Source organism: Pseudomonas sp. NFX98 (assembly GCF_047784845.1).
In the GTDB taxonomy this organism is placed as follows: Bacteria; Pseudomonadota; Gammaproteobacteria; order Pseudomonadales; family Pseudomonadaceae; genus Aquipseudomonas.
Genome location: NZ_JBLNNF010000004.1, coordinates 284590 through 310231, shown reverse-complemented (window position 1 = coordinate 310231; position 25642 = coordinate 284590). Strand labels below are relative to the sequence as shown.

The following is a 25642-nucleotide window of genomic DNA, read 5'->3' as shown; positions in this document are numbered from 1 at the left end:
TCGCCAGCTGCTACAAAGGTGTGTGCCGCAGGCCTTAGGCCGTCGCTTCTACCATTTGCTTTTTAGGTTGTTGCCACGATTCGCTGGCGGTCTGGTCCATCGCTTCCTGGATCGCGCGTTTACGGCTGGCTTCGGCTCGGCGGCTGAAGTACCAGACCATGAAGGTCACGATCGATACGGCCAACAGGATCAAACTGGCCACGGCGTTGATCTCGGGTTTCACGCCCAGACGTACCGCCGAGAACACTTCCATCGGCAACGTCGTGGAGCCTGGGCCCGACACAAAGCTGGCCAACACCAGGTCATCCAGCGACAGGGCAAACGACATCATGCCGCCCGCTGCCAGTGACGGCGCGATCATTGGGATGGTGATCAGGAAAAACACCTTGAACGGCTTCGCACCGAGGTCCATGGCCGCTTCTTCGATGGACAGGTCCAGCTCGCGAAGGCGGGCGGAGACTACCACTGCGACGTAGGCGGCACAAAACGTGGTGTGGGCGATCCAGATCGTGACGATGCCACGCTCCATCGGCCAACCGATCAGCTGCGCCATGGCCACGAACAGCAGCAACAGCGACAGACCGGTGATCACCTCAGGCATTACCAGCGGCGCGGTCACCAGACCACCGAACAGCGTGCGGCCCTTGAAGCGAGTGACGCGGGTCAGGACGAACGCGGCTAATGTCCCTAGTGCGACGGCTGCAATCGCCGTGTAGCAGGCAATTTCCAGCGAGCGCACCACCGAACCCATCAGTTGCGAGTTGTCGAGCAGGCCGGCGTACCACTTGAACGACCAGCCACCCCACACCGTCACCAGCTTCGAGGCGTTGAACGAGTAGATCACCAGAATCAGCATCGGCAGGTAGATGAACGACAGGCCGAAAATCAGCATGAACTTTGAAAATCCGAAGCGTTTCATCCCCGTGCCTCCATCTCTTTGGCCTGACTGCGGTTAAACAGCAGAATCGGCACAATCAGGATCAACAGCATCACCACCGCCAGGGCGGATGCCACCGGCCAGTCGCGGTTATTGAAGAACTCTTGCCACAGCACGCGACCGATCATCAGGGTCTCCGGGCCGCCCAGCAGTTCCGGAATCACGAACTCGCCGACCACCGGAATGAACACCAGCATGCAACCGGCAATGATCCCGTTCTTGGCCAGCGGCACAGTGATTTTCCAGAAGCTGTTGAAGGTGCTCGAACCCAGGTCCGACGCGGCTTCCAGCAGGCTCTGATCGTGCTTCACCAGGTTGGCGTAGAGCGGCAGGATCATGAACGGCAGATACGCATACACCACGCCGATATATACGGCGGTGTTGGTGTTGAGGATCTCGATCGGGTGCGAAGTCAGGCCGGTCCACATCAGGAAACCGTTGAGCAAGCCGTTGTTGCTGAGAATGCCCATCCACGCATAGACGCGGATCAGGATCGCGGTCCAGGTTGGCATCATGATCAGCAGCATCAGGACGTTTTGAGCTTCCTTGCTGGCCTTGGTAATGGCGTAGGCCATCGGGAAACCGATCACCAGGCATGCCAGCGTGCTGAACAACGCAACCTTCAACGAACCAAGATAAGCCGAGAGATACAACTCATCTTCGCCCAGCAACGTGTAGTTGCCGATGTTGAGCAGCAGATTGAATTTCTGCTCGGCGAACGTATAGATCTCCGAGTAGGGCGGGATGGCCAGCGCAGCTTCCGAGAAGCTGATCTTCATCACCAGGAAGAACGGCAGCATGAAGAACAGGCACAGCCATATGAACGGAATGCCGATGACCAGGTTTCGCCCACTGGGCACCAGGCGCAGGAATTGCTGATTGAAGGTTCTCATGCGCGCAGTACCACGCCGCTGTCATCTTCCCACCACACGTAGACCTGATCGTCCCAGGTCGGACGCGCGCCACGGCGTTCGGCGTTGGCCATGAACGACTGCACGACTTTGCCGCCAGGCAGTTCGACGTAGAACACCGAGTGGCCGCCGAGGTAAGCGATGTCATGCACCTTGCCGCTGGACCAGTTGTAGCGGGCATCCGGCTTGGTGGTGCTGACCAGCAGTTTTTCCGGGCGGATCGCGTAGGTGATCGACTTATCCTGCACCGAAGTGCTGACGCCGTGACCGACGTAGATTTTCTGTTCCAGGTCCGGGCTGTGGATGATCGCGTGACCTTCCAGATCTTCCACCACGGTGCCGTCGAAGGCGTTCACGTTGCCGATGAATTCGCAGACCATGCGGCTGACAGGTGCTTCATAAATGTCGACCGGGCTGCCGATCTGGGCGATCCAGCCCAGGTGCATGATCGCAATGCGCTGGGCCATGGTCATGGCCTCTTCCTGGTCGTGGGTCACCATCACGCAGGTCACGCCGACGCGCTCAATGATTTCCACCAGCTCCAGTTGCATCTGCGAACGCAGCTTTTTATCCAGTGCGCCCATTGGTTCGTCGAGCAACAGCAGTTTCGGACGCTTGGCCAGGGAGCGGGCCAACGCTACACGTTGACGCTGACCGCCGGACAACTGGTGGGGTTTGCGCTTGGCGTATTGGGTCATGTGCACCAGACGCAGCATCTCTTCGACGCGGGCGTCGATTTCGCTGGCGGACAAACGATCCTGCTTGAGGCCGAAGGCGATGTTCTGCGCCACCGTCATGTGCGGGAACAGGGCGTAGGACTGGAACATCATGTTGATCGGACGTTCGTACGGCGGCATGTCGGTGATGTCGACACCGTCGAGCAGGATCCGGCCTTCGGTCGGGCGTTCGAAGCCGGCGAGCATGCGCAGCAGCGTCGATTTACCGGAACCGGAACCACCGAGCAGGGCAAAGATTTCGCCCTGATGGATTTCCAGGGACACATCGTCCACAGCGGTGGTTTCGTCGAACTTCTTGGTGACGCGGTCGACTTTCACCAACACCTTTTTCGGTGCCTGGTGACCTTCAAGAGCCTTCCTGTAGATGCTGGAGGCGTTTGCCATGTGAAACTCCCAACAGGTTTCAGTCGTCGGGCCAACGCGGCCTGACTTAATAGTTGATTGCAAACCCTGCCGGTTGCGGTCTCTTGTAGGAGCTGCCGAAGGCTGCGATCTTTTGATCTTGATGTTGAAGAACAAAATCAAGAGATCGCAGCCTTCGGCAGCTCCTACAGGAAATACCCCATACCGATCGGGTTTATTCGGCGCCGCCATCCTGGCTGCCTGGTAGTACTTGTTGTTATTGCAGTGTGTTGTTGTCGTGAATGGCGGGCGCGCAAAGGCACGCCCGTCTTGTTCACGGGGGCAGTAAATCGAGTGCTAGTGGTTTGAGTCAGCGCAAATTACGCAGCGCCGCCCGTTGCCGGCACGCTTCGCCGAACGCCCGGAAAATCCTCAGGTAAGGAGGGTTGTCCAGCACTTGCCATTCCGGGTGCCATTGCACGCCGAGGGCGAAGGCTTTGCTGTGTTCGACCGAGACCGCTTCGATCAAGCCATCGGGTGCGACGGCTTCGGCGCGCAGGCCAGGAGCGAGGCGGTCGATGCCTTGACTGTGAATCGAGTTGACCTGGAACACCGCAGGCAGATCCAGCGCTTCGAACACACCGCCGGGCTGCACATTCACCGCATGGGCCGGGGCGTATTGCACCGCCAGGTCCGGGTGATTGGCTTCGCGATGATCGAGGAAACCGGGGAGCTCATGGACTTTCTGATGCAGGCTGCCACCGAACGCCACGTTCATCTCCTGAAAGCCACGACAGATGCCAAGCACCGGCACGCCAGCGGCGATCGCCGCGCGAATCAGGGGAAGGGTGGTGCGATCCCGCTGGGGATCATGTTCTGTGCCGGGGGCGCTGTCGGGGCCTTGATAGTGGAAGGGTTCCACGTTCGATGGCGAGCCGGTCAGCAACAGACCGTCGAGCTGCGGCAGCAGGTCCTCGATTTCGGTCAGTTCAGCCAGGGAAGGAATAACGACAGGCAGCCCCAGCGCCGCAACGCTGACAGCACGCAAGTACTTGTCGCCGCTGACATGGTAGGGGTGCAGGCCAATCTGTTTGACGCATGCAGTAACGCCGATCAATGGCTTGAATGCCATTTTTATCACCTCGAAGTTTCACACTTGAACGAGCTTTTCTGGAGCTTAGCCTTGTTGATTTTAATTAACAACTCCCATGTAAAAAATTCTAAACGCCGCACGTCCGATCCTCAGGATTTACGCGTGTTTCAAGGCTGTTCTGGGACTCTCGTGCCTCTGAGAGGCCCGAAAATAAACGTTGAAAGGCTGAGTGTTCGCTATTGACTTCACTTTGCCTTTCGGATTGACTGGGCTCGTGAAAGGGCAGTGAACATAATAATTAACAGCTAAATAGGTGCAACATGTCGGTCCCTCTGCGTACCGTTCAACTCAACGAAGCAAACGCATTCCTTAAGAAATATCCTGAGGTTTTGTACGTCGACCTTCTGATTGCGGATATGAACGGTGTGGTGCGCGGCAAGCGCATCGAGCGCACCAGTCTTCATAAGGTTTACGAGAAAGGCATTAACCTGCCGGCGTCACTCTTTGCTCTGGACATCAATGGCTCCACGGTGGAAAGCACCGGCCTGGGTCTGGACATCGGCGACTCCGACCGGATCTGCTACCCGATCCCCGGAACCCTGAGCATCGAGCCATGGCAAAAGCGCCCGACCGCGCAACTGCTGATGACCATGCACGAACTCGAAGGCCAGCCATTCTTCGCCGACCCGCGTGAAGTGCTGGCCAATGTCGTGCGCAAGTTCGACGACATGGGCCTGACCATCTGCGCCGCGTTCGAACTCGAGTTCTACCTGATCGACCAGGACAACGTGAACGGTCGTCCGCAATCGCCACGTTCGCCGGTATCCGGCAAGCGTCCGATGTCGACCCAGGTTTACCTGATCGACGACCTCGACGAATACGTCGACTGCCTGCAAGACATCCTCGAAGGCGCGAAAGAGCAGGGCATCCCGGCTGACGCCATCGTCAAGGAAAGCGCCCCGGCGCAATTCGAAGTCAACCTGCATCACGTGGCCGACCCTATAAAGGCTTGCGACTACGCCGTCCTGCTCAAGCGTCTGGTGAAGAACATCGCCTACGACCACGAGATGGACACCACCTTCATGGCCAAGCCGTATCCAGGCCAGGCGGGCAACGGTCTGCACGTGCACATTTCGATTCTCGACAAAGAAGGCAACAACATCTTTGCCAGCGAGGATCCCGAGCAGAACGCCGCGCTGCGACACGCGATCGGCGGTGTGCTCGAGACCCTGCCGGCGCAGATGGCGTTCCTTTGCCCGAACGTCAACTCGTACCGTCGTTTCGGCGCACAGTTCTACGTGCCGAACTCGCCGAGCTGGGGCATCGACAACCGTACCGTAGCGGTACGCGTGCCGACCGGTTCGCCAGACTCGGTGCGCATCGAACACCGCGTAGCGGGCGCCGATGCCAACCCGTACCTGCTGATGGCGTCGGTATTGGCCGGTGTTCACCACGGCCTGACCAACCAGATCGAACCGGGCGCCCCGGTCGAAGGCAACAGCTACGAGCAGAATGAACAAAGCCTGCCGAACAACCTGCGCGATGCACTGCGCGAGCTGGACGACAGCGAAGTCATGGCCAAGTACATCGACCCGCTGTACATCGACGTGTTCGTGGCGTGCAAGGAAAGCGAGCTGGCCGAGTTCGAGAACTCCATCTCCGACCTTGAGTACAACTGGTACTTGCACACCGTTTGATGGGCAGCTCCTACAGGGACCGGGTTTCAAGTTTGAATTGTGAGCGTCAGTCCGGCGATCACTCATTCCCCTGCGTCGAGTCACAACCATGACAATCACCCGCAGCGATTGGGAGCACCGCTTCCAGTCCCTCTCTATTGAAGGCCGTGCGTTCATTGACGGTCAATACTGCGCAGCCGCCAGCGGCGCGACGTTTGAATGCATCAGCCCGGTGGATGGCCGCTTCCTGGCGAACGTCGCCAGCACCGATGAAGCCGATGCCAACGCCGCCGTCGCCGTCGCTCGCCGCGCCTTCGAATCCGGCGTCTGGGCCAATCTGGCCCCGGCCGAGCGCAAGCGCATCCTGATTCGTTTCGCCGATCTGATCCTGGCTAACCAGGAAGAACTGGCGCTGCTCGAAACCCTCGACATGGGCAAGCCGATCAGCGACGCCATGAGCATCGACATTCCGGCGGCCGCCAACGCGATCCGCTGGACCGCCGAAGCCATCGACAAGATCTACGACGAAGTCGCTGCCACGCCTCAGGATCAACTGGGCCTGGTGACGCGCGAAGCGGCCGGCGTGGTGGCGGCCATTGTGCCGTGGAACTTCCCGTTGATCATGGCCAGCTGGAAATTCGCCCCGGCCCTGGCGATGGGCAACTCGTTCATTCTCAAGCCTTCGGAAAAATCGCCGTTGACCGCGATCCGCATCGCGCAACTGGCACTGGATGCGGGCATTCCGAAAGGCGTGTTCAACGTTCTGCCGGGCTTCGGTCACACCGTCGGCAAGGCGCTGGCGCTGCACATGGACGTCGACGTGCTGGCCTTCACCGGCTCCACGGCGATTGCCAAGCAACTGATGATTTACGCCGGGCAAAGCAACATGAAACGCGTGTGGGCTGAAGCGGGCGGCAAGAGCGCCAACGTGGTGTTCGCCGATGCGCCGGATTTGCGCGCAGCAGCACAGGCTGCGGCCGGCGCCATCGCGTTCAACCAGGGCGAAGTCTGCACCGCTGGTTCGCGTTTGCTGGTCGAGCGTTCGATCCGCGAGCAGTTCATTCCGCTGTTGGTGGAAGCGTTGCAAGCGTGGAAACCGGGTCATGCGCTCGATCCTGCGACCACGGTCGGCGCGGTCGTCGATCAGCGTCAACTGGACAACGTGTTGCGCTACATCAACATTGGCAAGGAGCAGGGCGCTCAGTTGATCGCCGGTGGCAGCCGCACCCTCGAAGACACCGGTGGCCAGTACGTGGAACCGACGATTTTCGATGGCGTGACCAATGCCATGACCATCGCCCAGGAAGAAATTTTCGGCCCGGTACTTTCGGTCATTACCTTCGATACCGCTGAAGAAGCCTTGGCGATTGCCAACGACAGCATCTACGGCCTGGCCGCCGGCGTGTGGACCAGCAATCTGAGCAAGGCCCACACCTTCGCCCGCGGTCTGCGTGCCGGCAGCGTCTGGGTCAACCAGTACGACGGCGGCGACATGACCGCGCCGTTCGGCGGGTTCAAGCAGTCGGGTAACGGTCGCGACAAATCGCTGCACGCGTTCGACAAGTACACCGAGCTCAAAGCGACCTGGATCAAGCTCTAACAACAATAAAGCGGCGGTCGCCTGCGTTCTGCGGCGGCCATCGGAGAAACGTATGAAACAGAACTCTTCAACCCAACAGCATGTAAACAGCTACTACGCCGCCACTCGTAACTTCACCGGTGATTTCCCGGTACTGGAAGGCGCAGTGGACTGCGACGTCTGCGTGATCGGCGCCGGTTACACCGGCCTGTCCTCGGCGCTGTTCCTCGCCGAGGCGGGCTACAGCGTGACCGTGCTTGAAGCGGCCAAAGTCGGCTTCGGCGCCAGCGGTCGCAACGGCGGGCAACTGGTCAATTCCTATAGCCGCGACGTCGATGTCATCGAAGAGCGCTATGGCGACAAGACCGCCGAAGTCCTCGGCAGCATGATTTTCGAAGGCGCCGACATCATCCGTCAGCGCATACAGCACTACGACATCCAGTGCGACTACCGCCCGGGCGGTATTTTCGCGGCGATGAACAAGAAGCAACTCAAAGGCCTGGCCGAGCAGAAAAAGAGCTGGGAACGCTACGGCAACAAGAACCTGACGCTGCTCGGCGAAGCTGACATCAAGCGTGAAGTCGGTTCCGATGCTTACGTTGGCGGCTTGCTGGACATGCAGGGCGGCCACATTCACCCGCTGAACCTGGCCCTCGGTGAAGCCTCGGCGATCATCGGCCTGGGCGGCAAGATCTACGAACAGTCGGCGGCGGTGGAAATCACTTACGGCGAACCGATCACCGTGCGCACCGCCAAAGGCATGGTGAAGGCCAAGTACCTGCTGATCGCCGGTAACGCCTACCTGCCGCAAGGTCTCGACAACCGCGTGACCAGCAAGAGCATGCCGTGCGGTTCGCAGATCGTGGTCACCGAGCCGTTGTCGGAGCAACAAGCGCGTAGCCTGATCAAGAACAACTACTGCGTCGAAGACTGCAACTACCTGCTCGACTATTACCGCCTGACTGCCGACAACCGTTTGCTGTACGGCGGCGGCGTGGTCTACGGCGCCCGTGAACCGGACGACATCGAGCAACTGATCAAGCCGAAAATCCTCAAGACCTTCCCGCAACTGAAGGACGTGAAGATCGACTACCGCTGGACCGGCAACTTCCTGCTGACCATGTCGCGCATGCCGCAATTCGGTCGCATCGAGAAAAACGCCTACTACATGCAAGGCTACAGTGGCCACGGCGTGACCTGCTCGCACCTGGCCGGCAAATTGATCTCGGAAATGATCCGTGGCGATGCCGAGCGTTTTGACGCGTTTGCATCCTTGCCGCACATGCCGATGATCGGCGGGCGCACATTCTCGGCGCCGCTCACCGCCATGGGCGCCGTGTACTACTCGCTGCGCGACCGTTTCGGCATCTAAGCGTTACCTCACCGGCGGCCACCCCATAAGGTGTCGCCGGTTTTTTACCTGAAACACCACGTTCCCCTGTAGGAGCTGCCGAAGGCTGCGATCTTTGGATCCTGCTTTTCAAGATCAAGATCAAGATCGCAGCCTTCGGCAGCTCCTACAGCAACACCCACAAACGTGATTTAATAGCCGCCTTTCACGTTTCCGGGACCGGAAAACGGCGTGATCCGCGCCTGCTCTCCACCCCCATTACCCTTACGCGGTACGCACATAAGGCTGTCATGGACACGGGCTCACGACTCAAATTAGTACGCGAAAGCTACAAACTGTCCCAGCGCGAGCTGGCCCGGCGTAGCGGCGTCACCAATGCCACCATTTCCCTGATCGAACAGAATCGCGTCAGTCCTTCCGTCAGCTCCCTGAAAAAGCTGCTCGAAGGCATCCCAATGTCCCTGGCCGACTTCTTCACCTTCGACCAGCCTCCGCGCGAACACCAATACGTCTTCCGCGCCAGCGAACAACCCGATCTGGGCCGCCACGGCCTGCGTCTGCTGCTGATCGGCGCCTCCGTACCGAGCCGGCAGATGCGTTTGCTGCGCGAGCAATACGCACCGGGCGCCAGCTCCGGGGAAGAGCCGATCGTGCATTCCGAAGGCGAGGAGTGCGGGTTGGTGACACGGGGTACGGTTGAGCTGACCGTCGATGGGCAGATCAGTGTGTTGAATGCCGGGGATGGCTATTACTTCCCGACGACACTGCCGCACCGGTTTCGCAATATCGGCGCCGATGAGGCGGAAATCATCAGTGCCAACACGCCGGCGAATTTCTGACCGGACAGGGCCCGGTTCGGCACCGGGCCGTCAACGGCTGATAAAGCCCCGAATCGCCTCAATTGTCTGCGTCGGCGCTTCCTCCATCAACCAATGCCCGGCCCCCGGAATCACCACTTCCGTGACTTTGTCCGCCGCATTGCGCATCACGATCGCCTCATTGGCGCCGAAGGATTTTTCACCGCCAACGGCCAGCACCGGCATGTTCAGTTTCTTTGCCATCGACGCTTCGTTGTCCACGGCATCCTGACGAATGCTGCGGAACTGCGCGAAGGCGGCGCGCATGTTGCCGGGGCGGGCGTAGAGTTTGGCGTAGTGCTGGCGGATCTCTTCATCGACCTTGGCGGGATCGCCTGCAAACTCGTTCCAGAAGCGATCCAGGTAAATGCGTTCACGCCCGGCCACCAGGCGTTCCATGTCCGGCCCGCCGAAATCGAAGTGCCACAGCATTGGCGAACGAACGATGTCGTTCCACGGTGGAATGCCCGGCACCGGCGCATCCATCACCACCAAGCGATCGGTCAGTTGCGGGTAGCGCGAGGCATAAGCGAACGCGACCATGGTGCCGATGTCGTGGCCGATCACCACTGAATGCTCGATGCCCAACGCGGCCAATACCCCGCGAATGTCACCGGCCTGGGTTTTCTTGTCGTAGCCACCTTCGGGAATCGACGACAAGCCCATGCCGCGCAGGTCTGGCACCACGACGGTGTGATCCTTCGCCAAATCGGCAGCCAGCGGCGACCACATGTCGCCGGTATCACCAAAACCATGCAACAGCACCACGGCCGGGCCTTTGCCATCCACACGAACATGCATTGTGACGCCGTCGACGGGGATGTCCTGAATGCGGAAGGCTTCGGGAAATGGCATGACGGCGGCATGTGCCGGCAGGTTCAGGGCGAGTAGCGTGAAAGCGGTGAGCAGGGTGCGAATCATGGCACTGTCTCCAGACAGGGTCGTGGAAGAGCTGAGCGTAGCCGCTTTCGCAGCGGATGATCGAATGGAACCAAGTTCTTCAACAGCGTCTAAATTTCAGGGAATACTCCCGGCACGAAGGAACGACTCATGATCAGGTCTCGATCGTTGATTGCGGCGGTGACAAGCGTGGCGCTGGTATGCGGTTCGATGACTGCGCTGGCCGACTCCGGTAATGGAAAGGGTCAGGGGAAAGGCAACCCGCAAAATGCCCAGGACCATGGCAACCAGGGCGGGCAAGGCAACAAGGGTAAAAAGTCCGGGGGCGGCGATTGGGACAATGGCCCGAGCATCAATCGCTCAAGCGTCATTGGCATTGTTGACGGTTACCGCGATTACTGGAGTCCGGGGCCTGCATTGCCACCGGGCATCCAAAAGAACCTCGCTCGCGGCAAGCCGCTTCCGCCAGGCATTGCCAAAAAGCTCGATGGCCGGTTGATCGGTAGATTGCCGCATTACGACGGGTATGAGTGGCAGCAAGTCGGCACGGATTTGATCCTGGTTGCGTTGGCCACCGGGCTTATCTATGAAGTGCTCAACGGTGCGTTTGATTAACGATCGCGCGAAAACCCGCAATGATGCGGGTTTTTTTCGTCTTGAATTTGGTCACTGGCCCTTCGGCACCTCAAACCCCCGCTGCTCAATCACCGCAAACACATCGCGCACATCCTGAAGCAGAATCCGCGAAATGTTGGTGACGGTGTTGATGTCGTTTTCGGCGTAGTCGGGGAGGCTGGTGCAGGCCATGAGATTGAGGTATTGCAGGACGGCGTTGAGGCGTTCGCTGACGCAGTTGTGGAGTTCGCGGATCGGGGCCTGGTTGTCGATCAGGAGGACGGGGTAGTCGGTGGCGATTTGTTTCATGGGGATGAAGCGGCGGGGTGGATTGTTCATTGTCATAAGTAAATCTTCCTCGTATCTGTAAGAAGAGCTACTCCCGGTCGCTGCGAGTCGAATGGGGTGGTAGCCATGTGCGGGTTCGCAGACCGAGGATACGAGGAACCCGGCAGACCAAATGGTCTCCCACACACAGCCACCATAAAACGGATTACGAGCGCCGAGGCGACCGTCGGTGGTTTTGTGGACTGCAAGGTTACTACACGTATCGGTAGGGCTGCGAAACCCCAATCGCCAGCTAATGCCAGCGACGGATCGAATATAGGTGGCGGTTTTGACGTCTGCAAACGGGGGTGTAGGACGGTTTTGCGCCTCAAGATCAAAAGATCGCAGCCTTCGGCAGCTCCTACATTGGCCGGTGTAGATGCGGTTTTTTTGGTGAAGGTAGCGGTTTTGTTGGGCGATGCGGCTTCAGATGCCGGTTGCCGTGGTGCGTCTGAGGAAATGAGCCAATAGAACCTACGCCCACATCGCATCCCAGTAGCACCGTTCCCCCTCATCACAAGGCGATAATTCCTACGTGTTTTTCAGCCCTCAAATCTAACGTTCGTCGGATGTCACGTTGCTATCACCGCATTCGCCAGCCCATTCCAGCACGGCTGCTAAGCTTCGTCGTTGCAACGCCCGAGGCCGTTTTTTGCTTCACGTTGCGCGTGTACCCACGGAGTACGACTTCTATTCCTGTCGACAACCTGCACGGAGGCAGGCGATGGTGATCAAACGCATGGAATCAAGTGCGGACGGGGTTCCCAAACCGCCCGATCGAGAAGAAATGGAGCGGGTGCTGGCGTCGTTGCTGGCCAGTCCGTTGTTTGCCAAGTCGCGGCGCATGGGCAGTTTGTTGCGCTTTCTGGTCGAGCACGACCTGCAATCCTCAAGCACACCACTGACCGAGCACGCCATTGGCATCGCGGTGTTTCGTCGCGACCCGGCGGTGTATTGCACGGGTGATGATCCGGTGGTGCGGGTGCAGGTGGGCCGGTTGCGGCGCAAGCTTGCCGCGCATTACGCCAGCAATGGCCAACAGGATCCGGTGCGGCTGAGCATTCCACCCGGTTGTTATCGCCTCCTGTATCAGCGCCTGCGGCATAAAAGCATCAGCGCGCGCCATCCAGTGTTGCAGATCCAGCCGTTCACCTGCATCACCCGCGATGGCGATGACTTTGCCCGGGGGTTGTGCGAGGAGTTGAGCTGTCGCTTGTTCGAGTCATTTGAGCGGGCGCAGACCGGGGCCAATCATGTGTTGATGAAGGTGCCGCGTAGCATTGTCAAAGCACCCGAAATCGGACGTGGCGGGCGCTACTGCTTTTGCCTGGAGGGCAGCGTGCGGGTCGAACCGGCGCGGGTGCGGGCGTCGTTGCGACTGGTGGATGTGGCGCAGGGGCGGATTCGCTGGTCGGCGCAGTTTGATCGCAACCAGCCTTATGGCATCGCCACCCAGGAGGATCTGGCGGAGTCGATCTGTCTGTCGCTGACGGGGTATTTTGCCAACGGCGCTATGGACGAGTAAAAGGGGCAACCGCGAGGTTGCCCCGATACGACGGTTAAACGGTTTTCCATTCACCGCCTTCGTAAAGGCGACCGGCGGTGTTATCGAACGTCAGGTCTATTTCGATCGCCTTGGAGCGTGAAGTACTGAACATGGTACTCGTCTGCACGTTTTGTTCGAACCACACGAGGATGGTTTCGACGGGGGTCAATACAGTGTTGCCGGTGACCACCTGGTTAACGGCCACGTAGATCGGCGTGCTGACCTGGTTGCCGTCGATGCCGGTGGACAACTGGTTGATACCCGGATGGATGGGTGCATAACTGTTCACAAAGGTCATGGAAACAGCCGGACCACCTGTTACCGCAGGGCTCAGCAGACCGTTTACATCGAGTGTCGAGGTTTGCCCCAAACCTATATTGACGATGTTGGTCGAGACTTTGACTTGCACGTTTTCCTTGAACACGTTGGAGGCGAACAGCTGGTATTGCGGCGTCCAGCTGAATTCGTTGTTGCTCAGGTAAGCGTCATAGGACTGCCAGACCACGTTGTAGTCTTCGTCACCCACTTTTTTGGCAAAGCACAGCTTGTAGCCGGACTTCTTGAGCAGAGTCAGGTCGCCGGGGGCAATTTCGATGGTGACGACTTTTTGTGAAGCCGCCAGGGCCGACCTCAATACCCTGCCGTAGTCCTCGGCCTTCAGTTGCGTCGCACCCATGATCGATTTGACGGCTTCTTGCACATCATTGTGAAGCTGCTGGCTTTGTTGGCTGACAGCAATTGATTTGCTCATGGTTTCCCTCTTCCTTGGTGGTGTGTTGGGCAATCAATGGGCGGCGGGCAGTGATCCCGGTCAGTCCATTGAGGGCTTCACTCTAGGGTCGAGGGGCGTGGAGGCTAAGTGTCTTGAAGTTACAGGCGGGTAACGGGGTTGTATCAAAAACAGCGGGGCGACCGTCGGGCCGCCCCACCGCATCTTCAGGCGGCCTGCGCGTCGGCCCAGACGAAGTTCCAGCTGGTGCGTTTGCCCTTGGCCACCTCGATCAGCTTGTTCTCATACACCGTGTGATTGACCACGCCGGTGTAGGTCAGTGTGCGGGCGGCGTTGGTGCCGGAGCACTCGACGGGTTTGCCGCCAGCCTCGGTCATGGCTTTTTTCATGTCGGCTTCCGACGGGGCGCTGCTCTGGTTTTTTTCGACTTTTACAAAACTCATGATTTCACCTCTTCCGTGATGGGGGATCGGTGCAGGGCAGGGCCGACAGGCTGCTAACCCCGAATACTCACCGAAGGCCATACTCTATTGGCCTGCCCGGCGGTGCAGAAGTGACAACTGGAGCGTTAAGGTAACAAGCGGGAAACAGTGCATTCGAGAGAAGTATCGGAGACGTATCAAGTGGGTTTTACATTCGGCGGCTGAGCTCATAGCTATCATTCATTTGCTCGATACTCATCATTAAAGAATGCAAGTTCTGTTTTTCTGTCATCAGAGGAGGATAGCGTTATACCGATCTCGCCTTTGAAGGAATCAGCGCGATGAGAATCTCGACCTTGCTGGCTTTTGTTGCCGTGTTCAGCGGCAGCGTCGCTGTTGCTGTTCCGGCCGTTGCCGCCGATCCGTCCTGCCGTTTCCTGCCGATTGCCGACAGTGCTGCCAGTTTGCAGCAGGCGAAAACGGTGGCGGTGCTGTACAGCGAAAACACCCTCAATACCCAGCAATACCTTGAGCGCTACCACGCCGTGGCGGTGAACGGTGCGAAGAATCCTGAGCTGGACTCGCGGATCAGCAAGGCATTCGTCGACAGCTCCGATCCGCAGCGGGCCATTAACTGGTTGATGGGTTCGTTGCAGAAAGAATTCGCTTCGGTGACGGTGTACGACAGCCTTGATGCGGCGGTGCAGGCGCACCCGGATGTGGTGGTGATGCTCGACACCTACAGCCGCCTCGTATCGAAGCGCAATAATCAGGTCGAGGCGCGGTTCGTGGCCAAGTTCTACGATGCGAATCTGCAATACATCGGCCAGGCCGAAGGCTCTCGCTCTCAGCAAATGCCGTCAGTGTGGGTGCACGGTAAAGCCGCGCCACAGATTGCCGCGCAGATCGATAAGCAGACCGATCTCCAGGTGAATGCGCTGAAACAGTTCGATGCCTCGTTGAAGGCGCTGGTGACGTCCGGCACTGCGGGTCATGTCGCCAGTAACTGACCTGTGAAAAAGCCACCCGACCTCACAGGCGGGTGGCTTTTTTTCGCCTTCAAAACGGCCCAGGCTGGACGATTCACCGTGAACTACACTGACTCTTCTGAGCACACGAGGCTGCAAGGAAGAAATCATGCTCGATTACATCGCGTTGGGTCTGTTGATCTTTGTCGGATTGGTTCTGTTCTACGGCATCATCGTGTTGCACGACATTCCTTATGAGATTGCCGTGCACCGCAATCACCCGCACCAGGACGCGATCCACGCCACCGGTTGGGTGAGCCTGTTCACGCTGCATGCGCTGTGGCCATTTTTGTGGATCTGGGCGATGTCCTATCGCGAGGATCGGGGCTGGGGTTTTGGCGATGGCAAGTCGGCGACCAGCCATATCGTTCATCTTGAAGAGCAGGTGCGCGAACTTCAGCTGCGGATCGCACGCATCGAAGGGGCCAACGGAATTCCCGATGCGCCGGTGTCCATCGAACCCGGCAAAGGTAATTGAGCCATGGATCTTCTGCTCGTTCTGACCTATGCCGCCTTCTGCATTGCCCTGTTCAAGATTTTCCGGATACCGCTGAACAAATGGACGGTGCCCACGGCGGTGCTCGGCGGGATCGTGTTGATCGGTTCGTTGATCTTCACCATGAACTACAACCACCCGTATTCCGAAGTGGCACGCTCGTATTTCGTCTCGGTTCCGGTGATCCCCATTGTCAGCGGTCAAGTAATCGACGTGCCGGTCAAGTCCAACCAGCTACTGGAGAAGGGTGATGTGCTGTTCCGGATCGACCCCACGCCGTTCGAGAACCGGATCAAGTCGCTCAAGGCGCAGCTGGTTTCGGCCAAAGGCGATCTTTTTCGAATCACCGAGCTGATGAAACGTAATTTCGGCACCCAGCGTGAACTGGATATCGCCGTTGCGCGAAGCGACGATTTGCAGGCGCAGTTGGCCAACGCCCAGTACGAACTCGACAACACGACCATTCGTGCGCCGAGCAAAGGCTTCGTGACCCACGTTTCCTTGCGTCCAGGCATGATGGCAACCAAGTTACCGTTGCGCCCATCCATGGTGTTCATTCCCGATGAAGGCAAATACTTTGCCGCATGGATGCGCCAGAACAGCCTGTTGCGTTTGTCCGAGGGCGATGAGGCCGAGGTGGCCTTCGACGGTATTCCGGGCAAGGTTTTCGAAGGCAAGGTCAAGAGTGTCTATGGCGTGATTGGCGAAGGGCAGGTCCAGCCTTCCGGTACGCTGATCAGCTTTACCGGCTCACCACCGGCCGGTCGCGTACCGGTCATCATCGAAATCACCGACCCGGCGTTCGCTCCGTACAAAGACAAGATGCCGGGCGGCGCTTACGGGCAGGCTGCGCTGTACAGCCAGCACTTTCATCACATCGCAGCCATGCGCAAGATTTTGCTACGCATGGCCGCCTGGATGAACTACATCTTCCCGTTCCATTGAGGCACGGACATTACGCCTTGATCACATAGCCGTAAGCGCGAATGCGCCCGGCGTCTTCCTTCAGGTACACGCCCTGCAGTTCCGGAGTAAATCCGGGCAGGGCGTTGATACCTTCTTCCAGCGCGAGGAAGTACTTCAGCACCGCGCCACCCCAGATTTCACCCGGCACCACGCAAAGCACTCCCGGCGGATAAGGCAGCGCACCTTCGGCGGCGATGCGTCCGTCGGCGTCGGCCAGCGCCACCAGTTCGACGTTGCCGCGGATGTACTCGAATTGCGCTTGCTGCGGGTTCATGGCTTTTTTCGGGAAGTGTTCCTTGCGGAACATCGCCTTCTGCAACTGCTGAACGTTGTGATTGCGGTAGAGGTCGTGCATCTCCTGGCACAGCTGGCGAATGGTGTAGTTGCGATAGCGTTCCTGATGCTGCGCGTAGATCGCCGGCAACACCCGGCTCATCGGCGCGTCATCGCTGATGAAGCGTTCGAAGCGGGCGATCTGCGAGGCGAGGTGGGTCATCTTCGCCCAGTCTTCGGCCGGGGTCAGCAGGAACAGGATTGAGTTGAGGTCGCATTTCTCCGGCACGATGCCGTTCTCGCGCAGGAAGTTGGCGAGGATCCCGGCGTGAATGCCGAAGTCGGTGTAGCTGCCGTCCACCGGGTCGATGCCCGGCGTGGTGAACAGCAACTTGCACGGGTCGATGAAATACTGCTTGTCGGCGTAACCGCTGAAGGCGTGCCAGCGATCCTTGGGGTGGAATTCGAAGAAGCGCACGTCGGCGGCGATTTCTTCGGTGGGGTAATCCTCCCACTGGCGTCCGTCGATGGTGTCCGGCACGAACGGGCGGATCATGGTGCAGGCTTCGAGGATCAACTTGCGTGCATCGATGCCGAACTTCACGCAGTCTTCCCACAGGCGCAGGCCACTGCGGCCGGAGTGAATCCGCGCGTTGACGTCCAGTGAGGCGAAGAGCGGATAAAACGGGCTGGTCGAGGCCTGGGCCATGAACGCGTTGTTCAGCCGGTGATGGTTGCAGTAACGGGCCTGGCCCTTGATGTGCCGATCCTTTTTGTGGACCTGCGAAGCCTGGGAAAACCCTGCCTGCTGTTTGTGCACCGATTGGGTGACGAAAATGCCAGGGTCGTTTTCGTTGAGGTCCAGCAACAGCGGCGAGCAGTCTTTCATCATCGGGATGAACTGCTCGTAACCGACCCACGCCGAGTCGAACAGGATGTAGTCGCACAGCTTGCCGATGCGATCGACCACTTGCCGGGCGTTGTACACGGTGCCGTCGTAAGTGCCCAGTTGAATGATCGCCAGACGGAAGGGCCGGGGCAATTCGGCCTTGTCCGGCGCGACTTCGCTGATCAGTTTGCGCAGGTATTTTTCTTCGAAGCAATGGGCGTCGATCCCGCCGATAAAGCCGTAAGGGTTACGCGCGGTTTCCAGGTACACCGGCGTAGCGCCAGCCTGGATCAACGCGCCCTGATGATTGGATTTATGGTTGTTACGGTCAAACAGCACCAGGTCCCCGGGAGTGAGCAGGGCATTGGTGACGACTTTGTTCGAGGCCGAGGTGCCGTTGAGCACGAAGTAAGTCTTGTCGGCATTGAACACCTTGGCCGCGTGCATTTGCGCTTGAAGCGCCGGGCCTTCGTGGATCAGTAGATCGCCGAGTCTCACGTCGGCGTTGCACATGTCGGCGCGAAACAGCGTCTCGCCGAAGAAATCGAAAAACTGCCGGCCCGCCGGATGCTTGCGGAAGAACTGCCCGCCCTGGTGACCGGGGCAGGCGAAGGTGGCGTTGGCCGATTCGGTGTAGTGCTTGAGCGAGTCGAAGAAAGGCGGCAGAAGGCTTTCTTCATAGGCCTTGGCTGCGGTTTCCAGCTGATGACCATGGTATTGGGCGTTGTTGCTGGAAGGGTCGAATATGCCGTTGACCTGCAGCAGCACATCTTCCAGATGCTTGTACACATCGCGGGCGCGAGTGCCGGTGCCAGGGGCGGTGACCAGGAAAATCGGGATGTCGAAGCCGGTGCGTTGCAAGGCTTCCAGGGCGCCGGCCATCACATCCTCGACGGAGAACACGGCGACGGCAACGTCGGTGTAGTCGGTCCGGGTGATCGGAATGACTTCGCGGGTGGTTTGAAAGCTGTCGTGTACGGTGTCGCTCGCGGCTATTTTCAATGCGTTCATGCGGGTAAATCTCCAGGCAGACGTCCATGGGTCCACCGCTGTTCAAGAGATCAACTGCCTTGGAGGCGCCTTCCAGCGCCTTGGCCCAAAACATGCCAGCATTAGTTATAGTTCATGTACCGCAAGTTGTTGTTGGCTGAGGTCAAGCATGGACCAGCGCGATGGTAAAAGAGACGACGATCATGCACGCAAAAGCAAAATTGATATTCATGAAGTTTCCATCCAAAGCATGAGTGACGGCGCCATTCTGAACAGGCCGGGGGAAAATAAAAAATTCGGCTTCGTGATTTGAAAGATCGAAACAATTGATAGCTGGTGCTTTTGCCTGGCTGGGCAGTTTGTGTTTGTTCTGCGGTTAGTCTAATCTCGCACAAACACGCAGAAACAGGCATAACCATGCACGATCATTCCGCAGCCGAGCTTCCCCATCTACGCCGACAAAAAATCCTGCTGATCCTTGAGCGGGACGGCAAGGTCATGGCTTCGGAGTTGAGCCAGCATTTCGCCGTGTCCGAAGACACCATTCGCCGCGATCTGTCGGAGCTGGCCACGGCGGGCCTGGTGCAGCGGGTGCACGGCGGAGCGCTGCCGCGACCCAAGGACACCGGCAAGGATTACTTCACCCGCATCAGCGAAACCGACGAGGTGAAAACCGAATTGGCGCAGATGGCGGCCAGTCGGGTTGAGAACGGGCAGATCGTAGTGTTCGACTCCGGCACCACCACGTTGCAGATCGCGCGTTCATTGCCGGCGGATATCTGCATCACGGCGGTCACTGTCTCGCCGATGACAGCGATCACCTTGTCCGAGTACAAAGGCATCAAGGTGATTCTGGCGGGCGGTCAGATCAACCCGGCGACGATGTCGGCCAGCGGGCATGAAACCCTGCGCTTGCTGGAGAGTATCAAGGCTGATTTGTTGTTCACCGGGGTGTGTGCGATTCACCCGGAAGTCGGCATCAGCTCGCTGCATTTTGATGAAGTGCCGGTGAAACAGGCGATGCTCGACAGTGCGTCTCATGTGATTGCGGTGACTACGGCGGACAAGCTCGGTGCGGTGGAGCCGTTTGTGGTGGCGCCGTGTTCGCGGTTGCATACGTTGTTCACCGAACGGCATGTGGCGTCGGGGAGTGTCGAGGATTACCGCCGGTTGGGGATTGAGGTGGTGCAGGCTGAGGCATGATCGTTGAATGTTCCGGCCTCATCGCGAGCAGGCTCGCTCCCACAATTGATTTTCAGTGAACGCCAAACCTGTGGGAGCCAGCCTGCTCGCGATGGGGCCATCACAAACAACATCAATCTATCAGCGCAACCGCTCCAGCATCTGGTAATACCACATCCCCGCCGCCAGCATCGGGTTGCCGAGCAGATCACCCATCGGCACGCGAATGTGCTGGCACGCCGCAAAGGTGTCGTACTGCTCAAGCTGTCCGGTGATCGCACGGCCCATGATTTCGCCCATGATGTGGGTGGTGGCGATGCCGTGGCCGGAGTAGCCCTGGCAATACCAGACGTTGTCCGAAAGCTTGCCCAGTTGCGGAATACGGTTGATCACGATGCCCATTGCGCAGCTCCACTGATAGTCAATGGCCACGCCTTTGAGCGCTGGGAACGTCTGCTCGATGCACGGGCGTAGTTCGGCAGCGATGTCGCGCGAATCCTTGCCGCTGTAGTTGGCGCCGCCGCCGAACAGCAGGCGTCCATCGGCAGTCAGGCGGTAGTAATCGAGTACGAAACGGCAGTCGTACACGGCCAGGTCTTCGGGGTTGATCTGTTTGGCCAGATCACCCAGCGGCGCAGTGGTAACGATGCCGCCCATGGCCGGGAAGATCTTGCCCTTGAGCTTGCCCGGTTCCAGTTTGTGATAGACGTCGCCCGCCAGCAGCACCTGATTGGCATCGATGCGGCCGTGAGCGGTACGCACCCCAGGCGTATCGCCATGGATGATTTCCAGCACTTCGCTGTTTTCGAAGATCAACGCGCCGAGACTTTCTGCTGCTCGCGCTTCGCCGATGCACAGGTTGAGCGGGTGCAGGTGCATGTTGCGAGTGTTCTTGATCGCACCGTGGTAGAGGTCGCTTTGCAGCAGGTCGCGCACCTGGCTGCGGTCGAGCAGGCTGACCTCATCGCCCATGCCGCGCCGCACGGCTTCGTCGTAATCCTTGCGCAAACCCTCCATGTGGCTCGGCTTGTACGCAGCATGCAGATGCCCGTGCTTGAGGTCGCAGGCGATGCCGTATTTCTCGACCCGTTGCTTGATGATCTGGTGCCCGCGCCAGCGCAGGTGCCAGATGAAATCGTCGACTTCCTCGCCGATGGTGCGGCGCATCTGCTTGCGCATGGCTTCATCGCCCGAGAGGCTGCCGGTGACCTGGCCACCGTTGCGCCCGGTGGCGCCCCAGCCGATTTTATTGCTTTCGACGATGGCGACTTTCAGGCCTTTTTCCGCCAGCTCGACGGCGGTGGCGACGCCGGTGAAACCGCCGCCGATGATCACCACGTCGACGCGGTGCTGGCCTTGCAGGGTCGGGTAATCGGTGTCGTGGTTGAGGGTGGCGGTGTAGTAGGAATTGCAGCGTTGTTGGGTCATGTCAGGATCCAGGCAAAAAGATGGGGGCTGCCTCTGTAGGAGCAAGGCTTGCCCGCGATGGCGTCGGTACATTCAGCACATGTGGTGCCTGACACTGCGCTATCGCGGGCAAGCCTTGCTCCTACAGGGGACTGCATTCACGCCTCAGTCAAATACCAACGCCAATCCTGCTCCCCCACTTCAGCCATGAACTGCCGATACTCGGCACGCTTGACCGCCAGATACACCCCAAGAAATTCCTGCCCTAACGCATCCCGCGCCCACACCGAGTTTTCCAGTGCCGTCAGCGACGTCAGCCAGTCGGTCGGCAGCAATTGCGTGGCTTGCGCGTAGCCGTTGCCTTCCACCGGTTCGCCCGGATCGAGGTTTTCGCTGATGCCGCGATGGATGCCGGCCAGGATCGCCGCTGCCGCCAGATACGGGTTGGCGTCGGCGCCGCAGATGCGGTGTTCGATGTGACGGCTGTTGGCCGGGCCGCCCGGAACGCGCAGGCTGACGGTGCGGTTATCGACGCCCCAGGTCGGGGCCAGCGGCGCGTAGCTGTTGGCCTGGAAACGCCGGTAGGAGTTGGCGTTGGGGCAGAATAACAGCAGCGACTCGAGCAAGGAGGCAAGCATGCCGCCGATGGCCGTGCGCAGCAGCGGCGTGCCCGCTGGGTCCTCGGACGCAAACAGGTTGCGCCCTTCGGCATCGGCGATGCTGACGTGCATGTGCATGCCGGTGCCCGCCAGATGATCGAACGGTTTGGCCATGAATGTCGCCTGCATGCCGTGCTTGTGGGCGACGGCTTTCACCAGGCGTTTGTAGCGGACGGCCTGGTCCATCGCCTGCAACGCATCGCCGTGTTCCAACGTGATTTCCACCTGGCCCGGCGCGTATTCAGAGATCGCCGTGCGTGCTGGAATGTTGTGGAGTTTGCACGCCGCATACAGGTCGGCGAGGAACGGTTCGATCTGCTCCAGTTCACGCAGGCCATAGACCTGCGTGTGTCGCGGTCGACCGCCGTCGGCGTCCAGCGCCGGTTGCGGGCGGCCGTGGTGATCGCGCTTGGCGTCGAGCAAGTAGAACTCCAGCTCGCAGGCCATTACCGGGTGATAACCCTCGGCCTTCAGGCGGTCGATCACGCTGATCAGCAGGTGACGCGGGTCGGCGATGCTGGCGGGCATGCCTTCTTGCGGGTGCATGCTGACTTGCACGGCGGCCGTCGGAATCTGCCGCCACGGCAAACGCACCAGACTGCCTTCGAGCGGGTAGGCGCGGCAGTCGATATCGCCGACATCCCAGACCAGCCCGGAGTTCTCGACGTCATCGCCCTGCAAGGTCAGGCCGAGGATGGTGCTGGGCAGCGGACGACCGCTTTCATACACCGCCAACAGTTCTTCGCGATGCAACAGCTTGCCGCGCGGCACGCCGTTGGCATCGAGAATGAACAGCTCGATCATGTCGATATCAGGGTTGTTCGCCAGAAAAGTCTGGGCGTCTTCAAGGGCTGCGAATTTCATGGTTCGTCACTCACGTTGGCGTCCTGCGGACGTACGGATTCAGGCCTCGGCACGACGACGGATTCAAAGACCCGGGGCATGCAGGCAAAGGATTAGCGAGGGAGGGGGGCTCTACGCGTTTGGGGCGCGATCAGGCGAGCAGGGTGCTATCCGGCGGACGTGCGGAGTGACGGAGTTTGGAACGGCTCAAGGCCATGGGCAGGTTGACAATGCGGTTCATAACGGATGTTTCCGGCATTGGAAGTCGTCGGTGGCAGGTGTGACCCGCCATCCGGGCGTGACTGGATACTAGGGGTGAATTCGGCGTGTGTAAATGTTTCATTCAGCGCATCAGGTGCACACCCAGGCCGATCAGCCCACAACCGATCAACACTTCGATCACGCCACGCTTGAAGCGAAACAGGGCAACGGCCGCCGCGATCGCGATCAGCAGCGAGGGCCAGTCGAGAGGGTTGTCGAAGCCTTTGGGCCAGAGTACGTGGTAGCCGAAGAAGCACGCCAGATTGAGAATTACCCCGACCACCGCTGCGGTAATCGCCGTCAGCGGCGCGGTGAATCTGAGTTCGTTGTGCGTCGATTCCACCAGCGGCCCGCCGGCGAGGATGAACAGGAACGAAGGCAGGAAGGTGAACCAGGTGACCAGTGTCGCGGCAACGGCGCCGGCGACAAATGCCTGATCCGGGCCGAACACCTGAAGCACATAACCGCCGATAAACCCGACGAACGCCACCACCATGATCAACGGGCCGGGGGTGGTTTCACCGAGCGCCAGGCCGTCGATCATCTGCGTCGGCGTCAGCCAACCGTAATGACCGACCGCGCCCTGATACACATACGGCAGCACAGCGTAGGCGCCGCCGAATGTCAGCAGCGCAGCCTTGGTGAAGAACCAGGCCATTTGCGTCAGCGTGCCGTCCCAACCAAACAGCGCGGTGAGTGTGGCCATGGGCAGTGCCCACAAAATCGCCCCGATAGCGGCCAGACGCGCCAGTTTCCATCCGCTGAATCGGGCGTGTTCAGGCGTCGGTGTGTCATCGTCGATCACGGCCGGGCCGAAGGAATTTTTCGCAGTGCCATGGCCGCTGGTCCTGAATTTTTCCGGTGCCAGTCGCCCGCCGAAATAACCGATCACCGCCGCGCCCAGCACGATCAACGGAAACGGCACGTTCAGCGCAAAGATCGCCACGAATGACGCCGCCGCAATCGCCCACATCCAGCCATTCTTCAACGCCCGCGAGCCGATCCGATGAGCGGCCTGCACCACGATGGCCGTCACCGCAGGCTTGATCCCATAGAACAAACCGGCCACCACCGGCACATCACCGAAGGCGATATACATCCAGGACAACGCGATCAGGATGAACAGCGATGGCAGCACAAACAGCACGCCAGCAATCACGCCGCCCCAGGTTCGGTGCATCAGCCAGCCGATGTAGGTCGCCAGTTGCTGGGCCTCGGGGCCGGGCAGCAACATGCAATAGTTCAGCGCATGCAAAAAGCGTCGCTCGGAGATCCAGCGCCGGCGCTCCACCAGTTCCTGGTGCATGATCGAAATCTGTCCCGCCGGCCCGCCAAAACTGATGAAGCCGAGCTTGAGCCAGAAAGCAAAGGCTTCGCGCAGGCTGATGGCTTCAGGTTTGGTTTGTTCCGGTGCGGGTGAGACGCTCAAGCCTGTGCTCCTTGTGCAGATGCCTTGAGCCGATGACAGTAGCCATGCCTGATTGATTTGGATAGCAGGTGTCGCGTTTTAGCCCCCGGTGACCGGAGGAAAAAAGGCGATCTCGTCGAATTCCTCGATCGCTCGATCCGTTTGGCATACACAGTTTTGATCTTCAGTGAATGCGAATTCTGTGGCCGGTCACAACACCCTGTAGGAGCGAGCCTGCTCGCGATGGCGTCGGCAAATCCAGCATAGAAGCTGGCTGACAGACCGCTATCGCGAGCAAGACCGCTCCCACAGGTTTTTAATTCAGGACAAAATCCACCGGCTCAAGCTGTGGCGGCAGTTCTGTCACGCCCAATGCATCCAGAATGTCGCGCTCGATATTGCGCACGATGGCGTCGGTGGGCAGGTCGTTTTCGTCGCGGCCGAACGGGTCTTCCAGTTCATCGGCAATCGCGTCCAGGCCGAAAAAGGTGTAGCTGACAATCGCGGTGAAAACCGGTGTCAGCCAGCCCAGCGGTTCGGCCATGGCGAACGGCAACAGGATGCAGAACAGGTAGATGGTGCGGTGCAGCAACAGGGTGTAGGGGAAGGGCAGCGGGGTGTTTTTGATCCGTTCACAGACCGCTTGCGAGCGGGTCAGGTTGGCCAGATGGTTGGCCATGATCGTATAGCGCCAGTCGCTGATGGTTCCGGATTCGTTAAGTGTCGAGCACTGTTGACCGACGTTCAGCAGGATTTGCCCGGTGACGTCCGGGGTGCTGCCCTTGGGCATCGGTTGCAGCCAGTCACCGCTGGCGGCCAATTCGTTTTCCTTGCGCAACCGGGCGTTGAGCGCGTGGGCGAAGCCGCACAGATTGCTGAGGATCTGATGCCGCACACCGGCGTCCTTGATGATCAGCGTTTCGCGAACCATCGAACGGGTCTCAACGATCACATCGCCCCACGCCTTGCGCGCTTCATACCAGCGGTCATAGCAGGCGTTGTTGCGAAAGCTCATGAAGATCGACAGCGACAGACCGAGCAGGGTGAAAGGCGTGGCACTGACTTTGGAAAAATAGCTCGGGTGCAACGTCTCGATCAGCACGATCGCCGAGGCGAGCAGCGTCACCATCAGGCTGCGCCGGGCGATGCGCTTGGCGATCGAGCCCTTGAGGGAAGTCAGTACGCCGATCAGGTTGGGTTTGGGTCTGACGATCATG

Annotated in this window: 24 protein-coding genes and 1 pseudogene; 11 read left to right on the top strand and 14 right to left on the bottom strand. The window is 59.3% G+C overall.

All coding sequences use genetic code 11. The features are described 5' to 3' along the window. Positions 1 to 34 precede the first annotated feature (34 nt). From ACM110_RS07480 to ACM110_RS07465, 4 genes are all read right to left on the bottom strand, one after another. Positions 35 to 919, bottom strand: coding sequence for an ABC transporter permease subunit (locus ACM110_RS07480; RefSeq protein WP_338586316.1), 885 nt, complete (start codon positions 917 to 919; stop codon positions 35 to 37). Then, positions 916 to 1797, bottom strand: coding sequence for an ABC transporter permease subunit (locus ACM110_RS07475; RefSeq protein ID WP_416127298.1), 882 nt, complete (start codon positions 1795 to 1797; stop codon positions 916 to 918). The genes ACM110_RS07480 and ACM110_RS07475 overlap by 4 nt, the downstream gene beginning before the upstream one ends. A 29-nt stretch (positions 1798 to 1826) precedes the next feature. Continuing rightward, complete coding sequence (gene potA / locus ACM110_RS07470) at positions 1827 to 2969, bottom strand: polyamine ABC transporter ATP-binding protein (protein WP_416127255.1); 1143 nt, start codon at positions 2967 to 2969, stop codon at positions 1827 to 1829. 328 nt (positions 2970 to 3297) lie between these two features. Next, positions 3298 to 4059 carry a gamma-glutamyl-gamma-aminobutyrate hydrolase family protein gene (locus tag ACM110_RS07465; RefSeq protein WP_416127254.1) on the bottom strand — a complete coding sequence of 254 codons (762 nt, stop codon included), beginning with the start codon at positions 4057 to 4059 and terminating at the stop codon, positions 3298 to 3300. Between the two features lie 281 nt (positions 4060 to 4340). On the opposite strand from ACM110_RS07465, the gene ACM110_RS07460 reads away from it, so the two are divergent. The 4 genes from ACM110_RS07460 (at position 4341) to ACM110_RS07445 (ending at position 9465) form a co-directional block, all read left to right on the top strand. Then, a complete protein-coding gene (locus ACM110_RS07460; protein ID WP_046042407.1) occupies positions 4341 to 5717 on the top strand; it encodes a glutamine synthetase family protein in 1377 nt (458 codons plus the stop codon). 88 nt (positions 5718 to 5805) lie between these two features. Continuing rightward, positions 5806 to 7296 carry an aldehyde dehydrogenase gene (locus tag ACM110_RS07455; protein WP_416127253.1) on the top strand — a complete coding sequence of 497 codons (1491 nt, stop codon included), beginning with the start codon at positions 5806 to 5808 and terminating at the stop codon, positions 7294 to 7296. Positions 7297 to 7348: 52 nt separating this feature from the next. Continuing rightward, positions 7349 to 8647 carry an NAD(P)/FAD-dependent oxidoreductase gene (locus ACM110_RS07450; RefSeq protein ID WP_416127252.1) on the top strand — a complete coding sequence of 433 codons (1299 nt, stop codon included), beginning with the start codon at positions 7349 to 7351 and terminating at the stop codon, positions 8645 to 8647. 269 nt (positions 8648 to 8916) lie between these two features. Next, positions 8917 to 9465, top strand: a complete 549-nt coding sequence (locus ACM110_RS07445; protein WP_150702563.1) for a cupin domain-containing protein — start codon at positions 8917 to 8919, stop codon at positions 9463 to 9465. Positions 9466 to 9495: 30 nt separating this feature from the next. Here ACM110_RS07445 and ACM110_RS07440 read toward each other — a convergent pair whose 3' ends face one another. Further along, entirely contained in the window at positions 9496 to 10404 is a 909-nt protein-coding gene (locus ACM110_RS07440; protein ID WP_416127251.1) for an alpha/beta fold hydrolase, read from the bottom strand. Positions 10405 to 10533: 129 nt separating this feature from the next. Between ACM110_RS07440 and ACM110_RS07435 the strand changes: the two genes are divergently transcribed. Further along, positions 10534 to 10998 carry an anti-virulence regulator CigR family protein gene (locus tag ACM110_RS07435; RefSeq protein ID WP_416127250.1) on the top strand — a complete coding sequence of 155 codons (465 nt, stop codon included), beginning with the start codon at positions 10534 to 10536 and terminating at the stop codon, positions 10996 to 10998. Positions 10999 to 11049: 51 nt separating this feature from the next. On the opposite strand, the gene ACM110_RS07430 is transcribed toward ACM110_RS07435, so the two are convergent. Continuing rightward, on the bottom strand, positions 11050 to 11343 hold the full coding sequence (locus ACM110_RS07430) for a fructose-bisphosphate aldolase (protein ID WP_416127249.1): 294 nt from the start codon (positions 11341 to 11343) through the stop codon (positions 11050 to 11052). A gap of 706 nt (positions 11344 to 12049) precedes the next feature. Here ACM110_RS07430 and ACM110_RS07425 point away from each other — a divergent pair. Next, entirely contained in the window at positions 12050 to 12850 is an 801-nt protein-coding gene (locus ACM110_RS07425; RefSeq protein ID WP_416127248.1) for a hypothetical protein, read from the top strand. A gap of 34 nt (positions 12851 to 12884) precedes the next feature. Here the strand turns inward: ACM110_RS07425 and ACM110_RS07420 are convergent, their stop codons facing one another. Then, positions 12885 to 13622: a hypothetical protein gene (locus tag ACM110_RS07420; RefSeq protein WP_416127247.1), complete on the bottom strand. Its 738-nt coding sequence runs from the start codon at positions 13620 to 13622 to the stop codon at positions 12885 to 12887. Positions 13623 to 13807: 185 nt separating this feature from the next. Beyond that, complete coding sequence (locus ACM110_RS07415) at positions 13808 to 14044, bottom strand: hypothetical protein (RefSeq protein ID WP_416127246.1); 237 nt, start codon at positions 14042 to 14044, stop codon at positions 13808 to 13810. Positions 14045 to 14364: 320 nt separating this feature from the next. Between ACM110_RS07415 and ACM110_RS07410 the strand changes: the two genes are divergently transcribed. From ACM110_RS07410 to ACM110_RS07400, 3 genes are all read left to right on the top strand, one after another. Beyond that, on the top strand, positions 14365 to 15033 hold the full coding sequence (locus ACM110_RS07410; RefSeq protein ID WP_416127245.1) for an ATPase: 669 nt from the start codon (positions 14365 to 14367) through the stop codon (positions 15031 to 15033). Between the two features lie 127 nt (positions 15034 to 15160). Beyond that, a complete protein-coding gene (locus tag ACM110_RS07405) occupies positions 15161 to 15529 on the top strand; it encodes a DUF3302 domain-containing protein (protein WP_416127244.1) in 369 nt (122 codons plus the stop codon). A gap of 3 nt (positions 15530 to 15532) precedes the next feature. Then, positions 15533 to 16492: an HlyD family secretion protein gene (locus tag ACM110_RS07400; protein ID WP_416127243.1), complete on the top strand. Its 960-nt coding sequence runs from the start codon at positions 15533 to 15535 to the stop codon at positions 16490 to 16492. A gap of 10 nt (positions 16493 to 16502) precedes the next feature. Here the strand turns inward: ACM110_RS07400 and speF are convergent, their stop codons facing one another. Beyond that, positions 16503 to 18686 carry an ornithine decarboxylase SpeF gene (gene speF / locus ACM110_RS07395; RefSeq protein WP_416127242.1) on the bottom strand — a complete coding sequence of 728 codons (2184 nt, stop codon included), beginning with the start codon at positions 18684 to 18686 and terminating at the stop codon, positions 16503 to 16505. Positions 18687 to 18834: 148 nt separating this feature from the next. On the opposite strand from speF, the gene ACM110_RS07390 reads away from it, so the two are divergent. Both ACM110_RS07390 and ACM110_RS07385 read left to right on the top strand, forming a co-directional pair. Continuing rightward, a complete protein-coding gene (locus tag ACM110_RS07390; protein ID WP_416127241.1) occupies positions 18835 to 18978 on the top strand; it encodes a hypothetical protein in 144 nt (47 codons plus the stop codon). A 104-nt stretch (positions 18979 to 19082) separates the two neighbouring features. Next, on the top strand, positions 19083 to 19868 hold the full coding sequence (locus ACM110_RS07385; protein WP_416127240.1) for a DeoR/GlpR family DNA-binding transcription regulator: 786 nt from the start codon (positions 19083 to 19085) through the stop codon (positions 19866 to 19868). A 120-nt stretch (positions 19869 to 19988) separates the two neighbouring features. On the opposite strand, the gene ACM110_RS07380 is transcribed toward ACM110_RS07385, so the two are convergent. From ACM110_RS07380 to ACM110_RS07360, 5 genes and pseudogenes are all read right to left on the bottom strand, one after another. Next, positions 19989 to 21275, bottom strand: coding sequence for an NAD(P)/FAD-dependent oxidoreductase (locus tag ACM110_RS07380; protein ID WP_416127239.1), 1287 nt, complete (start codon positions 21273 to 21275; stop codon positions 19989 to 19991). Positions 21276 to 21412: 137 nt separating this feature from the next. Then, complete coding sequence (locus ACM110_RS07375; protein WP_416127238.1) at positions 21413 to 22777, bottom strand: glutamine synthetase family protein; 1365 nt, start codon at positions 22775 to 22777, stop codon at positions 21413 to 21415. 322 nt (positions 22778 to 23099) lie between these two features. Further along, positions 23100 to 24446 carry a chromate efflux transporter gene (gene chrA / locus ACM110_RS07370; RefSeq protein ID WP_416127237.1) on the bottom strand — a complete coding sequence of 449 codons (1347 nt, stop codon included), beginning with the start codon at positions 24444 to 24446 and terminating at the stop codon, positions 23100 to 23102. 78 nt (positions 24447 to 24524) lie between these two features. Then, a pseudogene (locus tag ACM110_RS07365) lies at positions 24525 to 24584 on the bottom strand (MoaD/ThiS family protein); the annotation flags it as partial. Positions 24585 to 24741: 157 nt separating this feature from the next. Next, positions 24742 to 25641, bottom strand: coding sequence for a bestrophin family protein (locus ACM110_RS07360; protein ID WP_416127236.1), 900 nt, complete (start codon positions 25639 to 25641; stop codon positions 24742 to 24744). Position 25642 lies beyond the last annotated feature (1 nt).

Excerpts from the sequence above, each read along its gene's own strand:
- ACM110_RS07480 (WP_338586316.1), bottom strand. The coding sequence starts at position 919 with ATGAAACGCTTCGGATTTTCAAAGTTCATGCTGATTTTCGGCCTGTCG.
- potA (WP_416127255.1), bottom strand. The coding sequence starts at position 2,969 with ATGGCAAACGCCTCCAGCATCTACAGGAAGGCTCTTGAAGGTCACCAG.
- ACM110_RS07465 (WP_416127254.1), bottom strand. The coding sequence starts at position 4,059 with ATGGCATTCAAGCCATTGATCGGCGTTACTGCATGCGTCAAACAGATT.
- ACM110_RS07460 (WP_046042407.1), top strand. The coding sequence starts at position 4,341 with ATGTCGGTCCCTCTGCGTACCGTTCAACTCAACGAAGCAAACGCATTC.
- ACM110_RS07455 (WP_416127253.1), top strand. The coding sequence starts at position 5,806 with ATGACAATCACCCGCAGCGATTGGGAGCACCGCTTCCAGTCCCTCTCT.
- ACM110_RS07450 (WP_416127252.1), top strand. The coding sequence starts at position 7,349 with ATGAAACAGAACTCTTCAACCCAACAGCATGTAAACAGCTACTACGCC.
- ACM110_RS07445 (WP_150702563.1), top strand. The coding sequence starts at position 8,917 with ATGGACACGGGCTCACGACTCAAATTAGTACGCGAAAGCTACAAACTG.
- ACM110_RS07440 (WP_416127251.1), bottom strand. The coding sequence starts at position 10,404 with ATGATTCGCACCCTGCTCACCGCTTTCACGCTACTCGCCCTGAACCTG.
- ACM110_RS07435 (WP_416127250.1), top strand. The coding sequence starts at position 10,534 with ATGATCAGGTCTCGATCGTTGATTGCGGCGGTGACAAGCGTGGCGCTG.
- ACM110_RS07430 (WP_416127249.1), bottom strand. The coding sequence starts at position 11,343 with ATGACAATGAACAATCCACCCCGCCGCTTCATCCCCATGAAACAAATC.
- ACM110_RS07425 (WP_416127248.1), top strand. The coding sequence starts at position 12,050 with ATGGTGATCAAACGCATGGAATCAAGTGCGGACGGGGTTCCCAAACCG.
- ACM110_RS07420 (WP_416127247.1), bottom strand. The coding sequence starts at position 13,622 with ATGAGCAAATCAATTGCTGTCAGCCAACAAAGCCAGCAGCTTCACAAT.
- ACM110_RS07415 (WP_416127246.1), bottom strand. The coding sequence starts at position 14,044 with ATGAGTTTTGTAAAAGTCGAAAAAAACCAGAGCAGCGCCCCGTCGGAA.
- ACM110_RS07410 (WP_416127245.1), top strand. The coding sequence starts at position 14,365 with ATGAGAATCTCGACCTTGCTGGCTTTTGTTGCCGTGTTCAGCGGCAGC.
- ACM110_RS07405 (WP_416127244.1), top strand. The coding sequence starts at position 15,161 with ATGCTCGATTACATCGCGTTGGGTCTGTTGATCTTTGTCGGATTGGTT.
- ACM110_RS07400 (WP_416127243.1), top strand. The coding sequence starts at position 15,533 with ATGGATCTTCTGCTCGTTCTGACCTATGCCGCCTTCTGCATTGCCCTG.
- speF (WP_416127242.1), bottom strand. The coding sequence starts at position 18,686 with ATGAACGCATTGAAAATAGCCGCGAGCGACACCGTACACGACAGCTTT.
- ACM110_RS07390 (WP_416127241.1), top strand. The coding sequence starts at position 18,835 with ATGGACCAGCGCGATGGTAAAAGAGACGACGATCATGCACGCAAAAGC.
- ACM110_RS07385 (WP_416127240.1), top strand. The coding sequence starts at position 19,083 with ATGCACGATCATTCCGCAGCCGAGCTTCCCCATCTACGCCGACAAAAA.
- ACM110_RS07380 (WP_416127239.1), bottom strand. The coding sequence starts at position 21,275 with ATGACCCAACAACGCTGCAATTCCTACTACACCGCCACCCTCAACCAC.
- ACM110_RS07375 (WP_416127238.1), bottom strand. The coding sequence starts at position 22,777 with ATGAAATTCGCAGCCCTTGAAGACGCCCAGACTTTTCTGGCGAACAAC.
- ACM110_RS07360 (WP_416127236.1), bottom strand. The coding sequence starts at position 25,641 with ATGATCGTCAGACCCAAACCCAACCTGATCGGCGTACTGACTTCCCTC.